The organism is Acinetobacter sp. 10FS3-1, from assembly GCF_013343215.1.
Lineage (GTDB): Bacteria > Pseudomonadota > Gammaproteobacteria > Pseudomonadales > Moraxellaceae > Acinetobacter > Acinetobacter lwoffii_C.
In genome coordinates this window covers 327,306-341,487 of the sequence record NZ_CP039144.1, presented here as the reverse complement: position 1 = coordinate 341,487, position 14,182 = coordinate 327,306, and the positions used below count along the sequence as shown (strand labels likewise).

General features: G+C 32.0%; 17 protein-coding genes and 2 pseudogenes. 8 read left to right on the top strand and 11 right to left on the bottom strand.

Annotation, left to right across the window (positions count from 1 at the left end):
• Nucleotides 1–5: 5 nt before the first annotated feature.
• A complete protein-coding gene (locus tag E5Y90_RS15685) occupies nucleotides 6–521 on the top strand; it encodes a hypothetical protein (protein ID WP_163146423.1) in 516 nt (171 codons plus the stop codon).
• 372 nt (nucleotides 522–893) lie between these two features.
• Here the strand turns inward: E5Y90_RS15685 and xerA are convergent, their stop codons facing one another.
• Nucleotides 894–1,814: a site-specific tyrosine recombinase/integron integrase gene (gene xerA, locus E5Y90_RS15680; protein WP_163146422.1), complete on the bottom strand. Its 921-nt coding sequence runs from the start codon at nucleotides 1,812–1,814 to the stop codon at nucleotides 894–896.
• 158 nt (nucleotides 1,815–1,972) lie between these two features.
• Between xerA and E5Y90_RS17730 the strand changes: the two are divergent.
• The 5 genes and pseudogenes from E5Y90_RS17730 to E5Y90_RS15660 all read left to right on the top strand — a co-directional run.
• Nucleotides 1,973–2,041: pseudogene (locus E5Y90_RS17730) on the top strand (hypothetical protein); the annotation flags it as partial.
• 75 nt (nucleotides 2,042–2,116) lie between these two features.
• On the top strand, nucleotides 2,117–2,275 hold the full coding sequence (locus tag E5Y90_RS15675; RefSeq protein ID WP_163146421.1) for a hypothetical protein: 159 nt from the start codon (nucleotides 2,117–2,119) through the stop codon (nucleotides 2,273–2,275).
• A gap of 160 nt (nucleotides 2,276–2,435) precedes the next feature.
• On the top strand, nucleotides 2,436–2,861 hold the full coding sequence (locus E5Y90_RS15670; RefSeq protein ID WP_163146420.1) for a hypothetical protein: 426 nt from the start codon (nucleotides 2,436–2,438) through the stop codon (nucleotides 2,859–2,861).
• 14 nt (nucleotides 2,862–2,875) lie between these two features.
• Nucleotides 2,876–3,073, top strand: a complete 198-nt coding sequence (locus E5Y90_RS15665) for a hypothetical protein (protein WP_163146419.1) — start codon at nucleotides 2,876–2,878, stop codon at nucleotides 3,071–3,073.
• 131 nt (nucleotides 3,074–3,204) lie between these two features.
• The gene (locus E5Y90_RS15660) at nucleotides 3,205–3,525 is read left to right on the top strand and encodes a hypothetical protein (protein WP_163146418.1); all 321 of its coding nucleotides are present in this window, start codon (nucleotides 3,205–3,207) and stop codon (nucleotides 3,523–3,525) included.
• A 192-nt stretch (nucleotides 3,526–3,717) separates the two neighbouring features.
• Here the strand turns inward: E5Y90_RS15660 and E5Y90_RS15655 are convergent, their stop codons facing one another.
• Together E5Y90_RS15655 and E5Y90_RS15650 are read right to left on the bottom strand one after the other, a co-directional pair.
• Entirely contained in the window at nucleotides 3,718–4,806 is a 1,089-nt protein-coding gene (locus E5Y90_RS15655) for a hypothetical protein (protein WP_163146417.1), read from the bottom strand.
• Between the two features lie 1,273 nt (nucleotides 4,807–6,079).
• Entirely contained in the window at nucleotides 6,080–6,358 is a 279-nt protein-coding gene (locus E5Y90_RS15650; protein ID WP_163146416.1) for a hypothetical protein, read from the bottom strand.
• A 41-nt stretch (nucleotides 6,359–6,399) separates the two neighbouring features.
• Here E5Y90_RS15650 and E5Y90_RS15645 point away from each other — a divergent pair, with 41 nt between their 5' ends.
• Nucleotides 6,400–7,164 carry an IS5 family transposase gene (locus E5Y90_RS15645; protein WP_163146415.1) on the top strand — a complete coding sequence of 255 codons (765 nt, stop codon included), beginning with the start codon at nucleotides 6,400–6,402 and terminating at the stop codon, nucleotides 7,162–7,164.
• A 234-nt stretch (nucleotides 7,165–7,398) separates the two neighbouring features.
• On the opposite strand, the gene E5Y90_RS15640 is transcribed toward E5Y90_RS15645, so the two are convergent.
• From E5Y90_RS15640 to E5Y90_RS15625, 5 genes and pseudogenes are all read right to left on the bottom strand, one after another.
• On the bottom strand, nucleotides 7,399–8,067 hold the full coding sequence (locus tag E5Y90_RS15640; protein ID WP_163146414.1) for a lasso peptide biosynthesis B2 protein: 669 nt from the start codon (nucleotides 8,065–8,067) through the stop codon (nucleotides 7,399–7,401).
• A gap of 1 nt (nucleotide 8,068) precedes the next feature.
• Nucleotides 8,069–9,424: a 7-cyano-7-deazaguanine synthase gene (locus E5Y90_RS15635; RefSeq protein ID WP_163146413.1), complete on the bottom strand. Its 1,356-nt coding sequence runs from the start codon at nucleotides 9,422–9,424 to the stop codon at nucleotides 8,069–8,071.
• A gap of 74 nt (nucleotides 9,425–9,498) precedes the next feature.
• On the bottom strand, nucleotides 9,499–9,624 hold the full coding sequence (locus tag E5Y90_RS17620; RefSeq protein ID WP_257234942.1) for a hypothetical protein: 126 nt from the start codon (nucleotides 9,622–9,624) through the stop codon (nucleotides 9,499–9,501).
• Nucleotides 9,625–9,758: 134 nt separating this feature from the next.
• Nucleotides 9,759–11,456, bottom strand: coding sequence for an ATP-binding cassette domain-containing protein (locus E5Y90_RS15630; RefSeq protein WP_174660640.1), 1,698 nt, complete (start codon nucleotides 11,454–11,456; stop codon nucleotides 9,759–9,761).
• Between the two features lie 334 nt (nucleotides 11,457–11,790).
• Nucleotides 11,791–11,913 (bottom strand): annotated as a pseudogene (locus E5Y90_RS15625) (IS6 family transposase); the annotation flags it as partial.
• A 144-nt stretch (nucleotides 11,914–12,057) separates the two neighbouring features.
• Here E5Y90_RS15625 and E5Y90_RS15620 point away from each other — a divergent pair.
• Nucleotides 12,058–12,366: a hypothetical protein gene (locus tag E5Y90_RS15620; RefSeq protein ID WP_163146411.1), complete on the top strand. Its 309-nt coding sequence runs from the start codon at nucleotides 12,058–12,060 to the stop codon at nucleotides 12,364–12,366.
• A 26-nt stretch (nucleotides 12,367–12,392) separates the two neighbouring features.
• Here the strand turns inward: E5Y90_RS15620 and E5Y90_RS15615 are convergent, their stop codons facing one another.
• The 3 genes from E5Y90_RS15615 to E5Y90_RS15605 form a co-directional block, all read right to left on the bottom strand.
• Entirely contained in the window at nucleotides 12,393–13,118 is a 726-nt protein-coding gene (locus E5Y90_RS15615) for a hypothetical protein (RefSeq protein ID WP_163146410.1), read from the bottom strand.
• Nucleotides 13,119–13,132: 14 nt separating this feature from the next.
• The gene (locus E5Y90_RS15610) at nucleotides 13,133–13,573 is read right to left on the bottom strand and encodes a hypothetical protein (protein WP_163146409.1); all 441 of its coding nucleotides are present in this window, start codon (nucleotides 13,571–13,573) and stop codon (nucleotides 13,133–13,135) included.
• Nucleotides 13,574–13,670: 97 nt separating this feature from the next.
• The gene (locus E5Y90_RS15605; RefSeq protein WP_163146408.1) at nucleotides 13,671–13,955 is read right to left on the bottom strand and encodes a hypothetical protein; all 285 of its coding nucleotides are present in this window, start codon (nucleotides 13,953–13,955) and stop codon (nucleotides 13,671–13,673) included.
• Nucleotides 13,956–14,182: the final 227 nt, after the last annotated feature.

Below are 14,182 nucleotides of genomic sequence, written 5' to 3'. Positions count from 1 at the left end.
ACTGAGTGGTTCAATATACAAAGGGCTTTAATTCTGAGCAGACTAGGGATATTAAAGTTAGTGTCCGTATTAACTCGACAATTAAAAAGTGGTTAGATCGGCAAACTGAAAGAGAAAATATCTCGATCTCAAGTTATATCTACGAGATTATTAATTTCTGCCAAAGTGAATATGACCCAGATGATATTTATGATCTGCGTGTAGAGCTACCTCATATCCAACAGATTAAGCAATCGTTCAACAAGTACATGAACCTGTACAACGTAAAGGGTAGTTTATTTGAGGAAAAAATCTGTATCTATCTGGACCCGGAAAAAATGGCAGAGATTAAGGTGGGGTGCAGCATTTACCATCAAGAAATGAGCGAGATTATCCGGTTATTTGTGCATTTTTTCTTTATTGCAGATAACTACTTTAAAACCAATTTCGATATAGCCAATGATCTGCATGACGGTCTGGCACTGAACACTATCCGTATGCGTTATTTCATGTACGATTTGATTAGTCCTGAATTTTGTTAGTGTCATTAAACAATAGAGTGTCATACTGATCAGAAAAGTATCATACTATTTTGTATGTAAATCAAACAGACTGAATGAGTTTGCTATGGGTGTGTACCAAATTAAGCATAACTATGACGTAGGTGATCGTGGAATTTTTATTTAATTTATTGATCTATCTAAAAGTGAAGAAGTGAAAAATATAGCGGTTTAGCAGACGTAAGCCTGAACATCAATTATGACCAGGTAAACCTTTTGAAAAAAGGCTTGTCTAAAGACGGCGTAACCGATCAGTGTGCTGATGTAATTGCCTATAAGCTGAAACTAGGTGGGGATGTAATTAACATCACCAACAACAATTCCAATGTTCACTACTCATAAGCGGTCCTTTTTCTATTTTTTTAGGGATGCGCGAGGGTGTGCTCGGTCGTAGATCGAAGCTAGGTTATCAAAATCCAAATGGGTATATATCTGGGTGGTTGAAACATTGGCATGTCCAAGCATTTCCTGAACAGCCCTCAGGTCTTGGCTGTTAGATAGCATGTGCGTGGCAAAGCAATGTCGTAATAAGTGAGGATATAAATGTTTTTCAATCCCGGCACGTTCAGCCTGGAATACGACTCGGTTACGGATTTGACGGATTGAAAGGGTGCGACCATGTTTAGACAGGAATAGAGGGCTATTAGGATTCAGCACTCCTTTAAACTCCCCATAAACTTGCAGCCAGGTCAAGATCGAATCACGCGCCTTAGCACCCATAGGGATTATGCGGGTCTTATTCCCTTTACCTGTAACACGCACCAGTAGTCGTGAGGGGTCTACATCCTTAATGCGTAGCCCTTGCAGCTCAGAAATACGAAGTCCACTGGAATACAGTAATTCCAGAATTGCCTTATCACGAACCCAAAGCAGCTTCTCTTTTTCATCTACCGGAGCCGGTTGGTCCATGACAAGGTTCACCGTCTCAATATCAAGCATATCAGGAAGTGGTCGGTGAGCGCGTTTCAGCTTAATTTCATCCGTTGGATTATATTCAAGCAGATTATTCAGCACCGCCCACTTCATGAATTGGCGTATTGCATTGAGCTTTTTACTGAGGGTTTCATTTTTGTTTTCATACTGCTGAACACGGACACCCATGTAAGAACGCAAGTCTGATTGCTCGATATCCTGTAGGTCGAGTTCATTCTCTTCGCAGTAGTCAAAAAATTCTGTTAAGGCTTGTTGATACGTCTCAATTGTCCGGGCAGACAAGTTGCGTATTTCTTGCTCATTGCAGAACTTTTCGAGTAAATCCTGAATTTGTGCTTGCATTGTTTTCCTGGCTAACCGTTAAACAACAGGTCTTTATTTCTCAAGAGTTTAGCAAAAACACAATGAAAAAACATATTTGAGTTATAACGGATAAGTCAGTTACAAAAAAATGTGACCGTTTTTTCGATTTATAGCGGATAGAGTAGAGTAATTTTTGACTGTATAAGAGTTTTTTCAGTAAGCAGCTTGGACGTTTCGTAGTAACGTCGGAAAAAGCTCGCACCAAAACCAAATCCTCTAAAACAATAACTGTAGCTGTTGCGGTAGTCGCTGTACTTGGTATTACATTCAGTACCGATGCAATGGTTGTAGGTAACTTACCGCAACCCAGCGAAGCGGGTTACTCAATGTTCTCAATGGGTGTAGCAACTTATAAACGCTATGTCTTCAAGATCGCAGCAACGACTACTTCACGCAATGATACTGGTGGTGCTGCATCAATAGGTATGCAGTGGAAATAAGAGTTTAATCAGCCCTTGTTGCCAGGTTTAGGCTTGGCAACTTTTTTGAATGGAGCACCTATTTTGGGTGCTCCATTTTTTATGTTGACCTATGCCAATTTTCATGTGTAAATTAGTCTCAGTAATGAATGAGATATCTCTTAATAAATTGGATTGATAAATGAGCGAGAATAGGGCAGGGGTAGAAGCGAGGGGATACCTCCGAACAAACAAACTCAATAAGTTTTTGCTTCTGATTTTGAATCTGGCAATTTGGGGTTCATACCTATGTGGTTATACCGGTGATCTTGAAACAGCCGGGTTATTTTCTATTAGTGTAGTCATTAATGTAATTTTCCTTAAAATGGCTATAACCCATGTAAAACGTGATGCCTTAGCCACTGGATACAGCTCAAAAGAGAACAGTATTTTCGATATCCTGAGTAAATTTTCCGAAGATATTAAGGGTAGTCCAGAAGAGCGTATCGAATATCGCAAGAAGCATGAACTCTTATCCGCAAGGTTGGATGCCACGGCGACTATGATTACTTCACTTGTATTAACTTTAATTTTTTGGCTGATTTTTACGATCAAAGCTATCTTCTAATTTGAGGTGTAAAAATGAAAATTTCTGATCTAACCGACAAGGGTTTGCATGATGAATTGCACCATGTAATTTACCATCTGAATAACTGGTACAGTGGGGAAGAGATCGACCCCGAAATGATACCGGTTATGATCAAATCACTGGCTAATCTACAGTTAGCAGAACAGGAAAAAAGGAGAGAACAGGATTACTCAATTGTGGGTGGTAAATAAAATCAAGGACTTGAGAGTAAGCTAGTATGATACTTTTTATTATATTCTCGTACATCAATCGGATGTGAAAAATAAGTGTCAGTTACGCCAATAAATGAGAGTTTACACAAATAGATTAGAGTGAGGTCACAATGGATTTAAAATTTGCATTCTCTAAAGCAGAAAAGAGCGATTTAACCAATTATAAGGGTGATCAATTACTTGTTCATTCTGTTCTAATTTTTGATGAAGATTTAAGTAATGATGATGAACTCTATATTGTTCATCAATGGGATAGCACTTTCAAACCTGAATGGAAAGATCGAGATATAGCAGAAGCAACAAACAAGGCTAAAGCTATAATTAAATCAATTTTGGAAACTGGTGAAATAGGTTACAAGCTAGAGCCAAAGAATTTAACAATGATAGTGGACGATCAGTACGAAAACGATTGTAAGGTCTATCAGGTCTAATCGTGCTTATTAGTGGGAATCTGCAAGCCACTCTTGCTTATTTCGGTTACTAATCTAATCTATTGCTGTGAAATTAAATTAGTAACACATTGACTTTATGTTCACTCACTCTAACTAATTAATGGAACTGACAATAAGAATTTTGAGACAAAAAAAGCCCATTTTTAGAATAGGCTTTTTTCATGGAACCGATTATACAGCTTTGAATAGGGCATTATGCTGTGCATCAAAAATGTATGAACAGAATCCTTTTTGGCTAAGATCAGCAAAGAACATATCCATGTCTTTCAAGACAGCTTCTTTCTGATTATCGTTCAGATTAACGCGCAATGTAAGGTTCGCTGATTGTGGCTTCTTAACAAACCCATACTGCGTAGCTAAACGCTCAATACGGCGGTTTTTAAATACATGCAACGAGAAGTCATATACATTATCCAAAAGCTCTTCAAAGCTAACCAGAAGCAAGTCAGCAGGGGGTACGCCACCAATTGCATCTACCATCGTTTGACGAATGACAGAAAGGTATTTATTTACTGTTTTCGCTGCCACGAGCTTAGACACTAAATTTTCATCATTTACGATCTTAAACTTCTGGTCTAACACCTGGAACAAGCCTGACAGCTCTTTAGGCAAATCAGAAAGGTTTGTGATCGGTGCAGACTGATGAATAGGTAAGTGCTGACGCAATACAGCTAGACCAGATTCGCGTTCCTCTTCCTTTGCTTTTTGGCGAGCTTCGCGCTTGGCTTTGGCAGCAGCTTGATTTTTTGCCTTCGCTTTAGCAGCTTGGTTCTTTTTACGCTGAATATCATTTTTACGTTCAGTCTCAATCTGCTTATCAGCTTTGGTATTAATCAACGCAACTTTCTCGCCATACAGACGATCTAGTTCTTCAATCGCTTTGTTATGCTCAAGGACAATATCTTCATACACTTTAATCACAGCAGCGTGATTCTGGTTGTCGAGCTTCTTGATCTTGATAGCATACTTAGGCAGTATGATTGAATCAGCAGGGCTATTCTTTAACTCTGCGATCTGAGTTAGATTTTGCTCAATTGCGATATTAAGGGCTTTAATACGGCGATTAATTTCATAAATTTTTGCCCGGATTTCTTTCTTTAATGGAACCTGAGCATCTTTCAAATCAGCTATATCTTTTTTAGCTTTTTCTTTAATCTCACTAATCTTATTTTTTAATGAGTTGCCAGACTTGACACCAGTACGTTTAGACGTACTTTGAGCATCATCCTGACTATCATTATTAAGCTGTGTTTCAGACATATAAATTCACCAATAATTGCACCAAATATGGCATTTGGCTAATTGCATTAAGACCTATTATAAAAAGCTTTTTAACTAATTCATAGAACATACAGTCACGATATATTCTTTATCAAGATAAAAGATAAGAACTTGCAAGTATCCATTGCATGAACTGTACATGAAAATCAAGATAAAACTTAATCACAAATAATACTAAAAACCTTTATATACAAGCATTTAGAGGTATTTTAAAGGTTGAACTTGCTACAAGAAAGCGCATTGACTTATGCCATATTTAAAGGATTCAAACTGCAATAAAGTGTATATAAAATGTGACTAAAATCAGGCTTCAAAACTGCAATTTCTGCCAAAAAGCTGAATAATTGATATTTGCATAAATATCAGCAACCAATCAAAAAGCCTAAATCTATGATTTCACGGTGTATTACACCGATAATTAAGCCTAGATCATCATTTAATCTGGTATCCAGTCAAACAACAGTCAAACAAATTCTGTTCATTATTCAATTTACGAGCCAACGTAACCATTTTTGCCGGTGTAATACACCGATACTGATCAAGACTTAGCGCATTGGTCAAACAAAGTTTCTGGAATCCATTTTGCCGGTGTAATACATCGGAATTTTTATCAAAGAATTTAATTCCTAAAGTTTTGGTGAGAGAAAATTTATAAAATAATTATTATGCAAAATCATTTTTCTCGGTGTAATACACCGAGAAAACCCTTATAAAATATGGGATCTGGATAAATACCCAATTACCCCGACTAAGGATTATGTTAAACGAAGTGTACTAAACAATAAGTTCATATTTATCTTGCTCTCACCTACTGCATTGACTACCTAATTATTAGAATTTGACTATGAGAATTAGAATCTGAACTTAGGTTAGTCACTTCACACCTTAATTCGATACTTTTATACAAAAAAAGCCCTGAACGAATCAGAGCTTTTTGCTCATTCAAATTCACATTTACACAATGAATGCGTTGGCATTAATCAAGTCGTCAAGACTATTGATAAACTTTTGATTTGTGAGAACAGGGATTTTTTGACTTGTAACCGTCACGTTTCCAGTTAATTGTGATGGTGCTGAGAAGTTATCATTGCTATCTGTACTCTGAATTGCATGCTTTTCTAGCAGCTCTGCCAAGCTTAATGTCTGGTCCGTGAACTCAAACTGTTCAATCCAGGTGCTTGAGTAAGTTAGAATTTAATTGGATAGACATTTTTAACCTAAATTTTTAAATACAATTTACACAAAGTGGTTTTTATTGCTTTGACGATACATTCCATACATTAAGCAACTGCAAAACATGCTCGTGAATCCTTTCTAAATCTTTCCTATTTTTTTTATTAGTCTTCCAACGGACATTAATACCCCATTCTTCTAAGTTATAGTTAGCCAGAAAGTTAGTATTTTCTGGACCTAAAACTTGAAATACTACGCTAGGAGTATCTTTGTTTTTATTTTCAAACTTGCAAAAATAGATTTTACGAATATCAACTTCATTAGAGTATCTTTCATCAATTAGGCGGCTTTGTTGCACAAACCTATCTCTAAGGGCTTCTTCAGCAATATAATGCTCAAATGAATAAGCCCACGCCTAAAATCTACCGTACAACTAATTGGTCCTCGTATAACCAAGCTTTAATCAAGCGAGGAAAAATTTCAATCTGGTTTGATCCTAAGACCCAATGGTATGCGCAACCACAAGGCAAGCACGGTCGAAATCAAACTTATTCCGATACAGCGATTCAATGCTGTTTAATGATCAAATCTCTATTCCGTCTTTCTTTACGTATAGTCACAGGCTTTGCTCAAAGCCTGATTAAACTCTGTGGCCTGAATTGGACAGCACCAGATTACTCTACCCTCTGTAGACAACAAAAGCATATTGATATTGCGATAAGCTATCAAAAAAGTCGTGATGGGTTACACCTACTCGTCGACTCTACGGGTTTAAAATTTTTAGGTGAAGGCGAATGGAAGCGTAAGAAACATCAGCCTGAATACCGTCGGCAATGGCGTAAACTGCATATTGGTATAGATGCTGAAACACTGCAAATACGGGCTGTTCAGCTTACGACAAATAATATCAGTGATTCACAAGTACTTATAGAACGAAATGAGTTACTTCAAACGGTTAAACATTTAGGCAGAACTCTATGGAAAAAATGGTCAGGCTATCATCGCCGAAGTTTGGTTGAAACCAAGATGCATTGCAGCAAATTATTGGGGGATAAACTCAGTGCGAGAAATTTTCAAAGCCAAGTCAATGAGATTCATGCGCGTGTGGCAGTTCTGAATAGATTTACGGAATTAGGTAGACCTCACACCCAAGTTGTCACTTAAATTTGAATGGATTGGGGAGAAATCAACTTTTGAATGTTTATTCAACAAAGCCGATCTTCTTTAAGAAAATCATTTGTACACAATGGGTGTGGATAAGTCTTTGCGAAGCCTTTGCCCTGGGGTAAATCTTTGTGTAAATTAAAGATATTGGACCGATTAATATAAAAAACCACTGCAAAGTGGTTTTTTTGGTCAATAACTTTTATCAAGTTAATTTCTTATCCTTAATGCAAATTATATAGACAAAATAATTGCTAAATTATCTGAAAGATGAGGAGAATCGCTTATAATATCATTTTCAATAGATACCCAAGCGTGGGATAAAAAATCATACTTTTGCACTCCTATATGCATTGTGCAATTAATTCTTTTAAGATATAAAAAGGCTGTTAATATGAATGAAAATTCTAAACACTTTAATCTAAATGGCAGATATTTAGAAATATCATGTATATAGTTAGCAGCACTGTTAGCATAATTAATATTTATACTTGAGGGTTTTTCTAAAAATCTTTTTATGAAATTTAATAAGTTTATTTTATATTTAAAAAAACTATTTTTATTTATTTGAAAAGCAAAATATAAAAAAATAATTAAACTTTTGTCATAAATACTGATTTTTAGATTTGTGTCTTTTCTAAAAAACTTAACGTCAGACCAGCTATAGTTATCAATACCATTAATTTCATCAAAAGCTATAATTTCTAAAGATAACTTAGATTTTTCAAAGAAAAATGATAGATGATCTGGAATGAAAGGATGTACTGAACTGGTTATATTTAATATCTCTAACGACTCATTCTTATCAAAAAAGAAGAAATTGTTAGAACATATATCTAAAACTACTAATTCATCTTCAATAATTATAGGATAGTAATCCTTTTTAAATTTATAATATTTCAAACTAAACATCCTTAATAGCATTTAAAATATTTTCAAAATTAATCACATAAAATAACACCGGATCAAACCCATTAACTCCAATAGAAGTTAATTTAAATTTTTCAATTAATAAATCCAGATCTACAATTTTTAATTCTTGTAACCTCCCAGTTTTAATACTTTTTAAAATTTTATCCTCATGAGTCTTTAGTGCATACTGATAGGCACCAGTCATATGACCTTTATTAATCCGATAAAAGTCATTCGAATTATAATGAATTGAAAAGGATTTCCTAATATTATATCGGGAATACTTATTATTGAATGTATAAAAAATATCTACATCTCCCATGCACGTAATCATCTCTTCTGAAGTAAAAGGATAGAAAAAATTTATATGCTGAGGCAATTTAATAAAAGTAGTAGATGTTTGATACAATGTATCATTAATAAGTTTCTCTTTATATTCTTTAAAATTGAATTTTCGATTAGCAATACTTTTAAAAAAAGAAAAATAATTTAAGGAATAAAGTTCAATATAATCCTTAATTTTTGATTTATATTTTATTATATTTTTCAAACTAAATATTTCTAATGGTATATCTTCATAAAATATTTGATCTCCCCCATGACCATTAACTATAGTAAACGGTTGTTCATTAAAATAATCATCAAGAATTGAGATATATTTTTCTATAAAACCTAAATAACTTATATAAGTTGATGGATATGGAGGTATAAAATGTTTGTTAATATCCAAATCAGTGAATAAAATTTCTGGAGATATTTCTATTTCTATAAGTTTAATATTTAACTTTTTACATATTTTTCTGGATTCAAATAAATCATTATTTGAAGTTCCTTTATTATACCAATTAAAAGCAACAATATTCTTATCTGGATAAAGATCTTTTAAAGAATACAAAAGAATAGTTGAGTCTAACCCTCCAGAGAAGCTAACAGCTATATTATCCTTTTCAATATACCTTAAAGTATTGTGAAGGCATTTCACGGGGTTTTTACTTATTAATAAATTGTTATTAATTCTAGATTTAATATAGCTACCATTATTTAAATCAAATACAATTTTAAAACCATGAGCTAAAGTATGGTAATTTTTAAAGAAAACTGAATTTGAATTAAAGTGATCTAAAATTGACTCATCCACTCCATTAATATCAATTTTAAAATCATCAAATTCAAAAAAAGAATCAGAAATTATTATTACATGATAATCAAAATTAATAAAATATAAAGTATTGGAGTTGTATGGATTTTCAATAGTTATTAAATTATCAAGTCTTAATAATTTTAAATTAAATATATTAATATTACTTGAATTGCTTTCCAGATCTTCTAATGTAATTGATTTTAACATTTTATATATTCTACAAAAAATGTAGTACATTAATTGCTTAATGTACTACATTTATCATTTAATGAAATTATTAATTATCGCTTCCAAACTGAGAAGCTGCCTTCTACAATTGAACCGCCTGGTTTACCATTTACATTACTACTTGCTTTAATAGAAGCTAGTTTTTTGTCACGTTTAATCATATTTAGAAACTTTTTCATAGTGATTTCCTTATAAACAAACATTAAATTGAATATTTTTTATACCATCAGGAAAAATAAAGATCAAGTGAATATTACCAGTAATCGCAGCTTATTGATTTTCAACACTAAATAATGTAAAAAATTATTACACGTTAATTTAACTTTACTACATTATCTTGGCTGTTTATAAGATTTAAATTATGTGTAATTGCTATAATATTTGTTTCATTGCTAATTTTTCTTAGATTATCCATTATATCTGCTTCTGTATCCTCATCTAGACTGGAACTTGCTTCATCTAATAAAAGAAATAGAGGTGATTCATATAAAGCTCTTGCAATTGATATTCTTTGTCGTTCACCACCAGAAAGTGTTAGACCTCTTTCACCTATATTTGTTTTAAATTTTTCAGGTAGTTCATTTATTTTATTAAATATAGAAGCTTTTTTGGCAGCAATAACTAGCTTTTCATAATCATATTCTCTACCTAAAACAATATTAGCTTCTATTGAGTCATTCAATAGCATAATCTCTTGAGGTACCACTCCTATATTTGAATACCAAAATTCATCTTTAATAGTATTTAAATTAATATTATTAATAAATATATTACCGCTTTGCGGAGATATTTGTTTCAATACAAGTTTAAATATAGTTGATTTGCCGCTACCACTTTTTCCACTCAAAAAGGTTATTGAACCTTTTTGAGTGGAAAAAGATAAGTTGCTTATTCCTCTGCCATTACCATACTTATAAGAAACGTTTTTAAACTCGAGTTTATTTAAATCAGGATTATTTATATCTAACTCACTTGAATTTGAGTTCTTAACTACATTTTCCTTTGAAACTTTATTATCCTCATTCCACATTTTAGAGAATGGTTTAAACTCATTGTATGATTGAATTATTCTTTCAATGCTGATTCCAATCATTTCAAACGGGTAATTTAATTGAAGTAATAATGTATTAAATAACACTATATCACCGATTGAAATTTCCCCATTATCTAGTTTAGGTATTAAAATATAAAAAGTAATTATAAATTGTAGTGTAAGGGCTAATCCAAATAATAAAGTATATTTTACTCGATTTAATGCAAAGTGTTTCCAGTTGTCTAATATTAATTTTGATCTTGATTCAAACTTATTATTGATCCATTTTGTTGAATTAAATAGTTGCAATACTTCAATCATTGCAATTGAATTACCTACTAACTGTGCATTCTTTTGTCCTTCCTGAACAGCATTATTCAAATACTTACTTGTCCATTTATTCGAATAATATGAAAATGTTATAAAGAAAAGCCCATAAATACTTACAGTTAATACAATAATACTATCTATTTTAGAACCAAGAAGCGCAGTTGAAAAAACTATTTGTACAATACCTGGAATTATCATCATAAGCATTAGTTGAACTAAAATATCTACTGCTTGAGATCCTTGATTTTGTATAGCTTGAATTTCAGTAGGATTATGTTTTATAAAAAATATAGATCTCTTTTTTATAATATTTTTAAAAAAACTTGTTGCCGCTATATAATTAACATTTTGTGATATTACTATAGACAAATAATTGATTGTATTTTTAAATATTAAAGATAGACCAATTAGTATCGAATACAATAAGAATCCTATAAATATATTCTTAACAATTAAACTTTCTTCACTGCCATTGTAACTATCAATTATATTTGAGAATATATAAGGTCCTAACACCAATAACATTGATGATGCAACAATACTAAATACAATAATAACTATATAAATTTTAGATATTTTCCAAAGATTAACTAATATTTCTATAAATGCTTTCCTGATATTAATTAGTTCATGATTTTGACTAATCATCTTTCCTCTCCTTATAAATCTTAAATCATTATTTATCTATATTAATATTAGAATCTTAAGATTCTATACCTTTTTTATAGTACTAAAAGGTAGACATAAAACTAATAAATATTGTAACATTAAAAAAAAATTTTTAACTTTTAATTTTTTTTATCTTTAACAAAAAATATAAAGATGATTCATTCTAGAATCATCTTTTTTTACCCATGACTCTACAAGGTCATTCATCCATTAGGCCGACTATAATTGAATCAAATTAATTTCTAAATTTTTATGTCCACCTTGAAGCCCGTGTCCTCTAGCACACCTTTAGCCGTCCTTTGTTAACAACGAAATTGATGCCTCGCACAGCGAGCATTTCATGAAGTTCACGATAGCAGATGCCATATTTACAATACCAACGAACAGCCCAAAGAATGATTTCACCTTGAAAGTGCCGATCGTGAAAGGGATTCATCTGCTATATCTCGAAATAAATAGGATATTTAGCTTATCATGTCAGACTATTTTCATCAGTGCCTAAAATTTTACATTAAAATAGAAGATTTCTATAAGAGAAAAAACTATCATAGTACTAACAATTTTTTTACATATGAATACTATGAAATTAACAAAAGTAGCTATTTTCTTTTTCTTATTTTTTTCTGCCCAAGTTGTAACAGCTAGTACGTCAACAAATGCCGTTAGAACAAATTCAGGACAAATCGTGGCAGTTGGTGATACATACATTAGTATGATTAATAAATTTCAGGATGCCCCTTTATCTACACGAAGCTATGAAGTTGAGAAAAATTCATTAAGATACACAGTTACCGAGTTTTATTATTTAGTGAACAATATTTACTACACTATTACTGTTGAAAAAAATACAATCAAAGCTATATCTTGGGATAAGAAGCTAGAACCTTAATACTTTTCCAGTCTTTTATAATACAATCAATCTAAAATTTGATTGATTGTATAACTAGTTTTTGCGATAGGTGTCAGATCACTATTGAATTGAAAGTATTCAATATTATAAATTCCAGGTTGCCATCCTTCTGTAGGTGAATAACTAACCCAATTTTGTTCAGCATCTTTATTTACATTTTGCGGAGTAAACAAAAGAATTTCTCCTGTATTCTGATTAGTCCACTTTACAAAAACTTGATCACTTCTATCAAACCTTCCTTTTAAATCATAGTGAGCAAAAATTTGTTGATTTTTATAAATTTTTTCTACATCTTTGTTTTGTATAGGATATTTAGAGGTTGTTGATATTGTTAATTGCCCATTTAATTTAGTTAAAGACTTAATATCATTATTTGATAGTTCCTCTAATAATCTCTCTGAGAGTTTTTTCTTATCTTCAATATTAGTGATATCTACTTTTGGAAAAGCTCTTTTTAGATATTTTTCAACCTCTTCTTCTGGCATTTTCTGAATAACCTGTCTAACGTTTGCTGTTGTAGTTGTCGGTAGTATGTAACCTTTTTGCTGATCTATTACTTGAGAAAATTGAAAATTTATTAGAGCAGAATCATCACTAATCCATTGATTATTTAAAGAAGATTTTTTTTGATTTATTTCTTGACTGCTATTTTCCCCAGAAGTACTTAAGGCAATTGTATACCCTAATATTAGAAAAATAATGGCAATACTCGCATCTTTATATCTAAACATAAATTAATTGTACCTTAATGGCATTTAATCAAAGTACCGTTCAAAGTTAAACCAGCATGTGAAAAACTATTCCCTGAATCAATTACTTGGGAACGCGACCAACCTTTCCCTGTTAATAATTTTAAACTTGCTGAGGTACATGCACCAACTAGGACATTAGAAAGAGGAACGAGGCAACCAATGTCTGAAATAAGATAAGTTTTGCCATTATCAGGAGTTAGACACAAAGTATTTATTATAGGTTCTTGAGAAGGATTTTCTAAAGTACATGCTGAACAATCACTATTATTTGAACAAGCATTATAATCTTTTTGACTTTTACAAATATAAGTTTGACCATTTATTGTTATTTTTTCTGAAAAAGAGGAGTTCATATTCCAGTCACTTCCACTTCCACATGCAGACAAAATAGATAAGCTAAATATAGTTAAAAACAATTTAAAATAATAATGCATTACTAGAACCTAAATAATATTACTTATCATCATAAAATAATTAGAAAAGTTATTATAAATAGAGAGTTTCTATGAATAGAAACTCTCTAGTAAAGAATTAAAAGGTAATCGTGTCCGCACAACGGCCATATGGATAACGTGGGATTTGCACACGCTCAGTTTCAGTCCTGATAGAACCACTACCGCTTTCTTTAATTTCTTTGCGTTTATATACACACTCAATAGTATATTGATAGTGATTAGCCTGATATAAATACCATGGTCCCCATTTTGGAGGGCCTTCTGAGCTACCGTAATCTCCCCAACCTGCGGAAGTTATGCTTGAAAAAACACCACAAGTCATAAAGGCAGCCAAGATTGACAATAAAAGTCTTTTTTTCATATTTTTACCCTTCGTTATATTTAAGTGTTTAACTTTATTAAAAAGTAACTAGATATACAATAGATTAACAAAAGTATTAAAAAAAAATTACGACCAAAGTCGATAATAAGTCCTTAAAAGATAAATATTTTATTTTTAATCAAAATTAAATTGCTGATATATATAATTTTATTTATTTATTCTATTAATAATTATTTACAATTTAATTCGGAAAATACTAGGGTGTG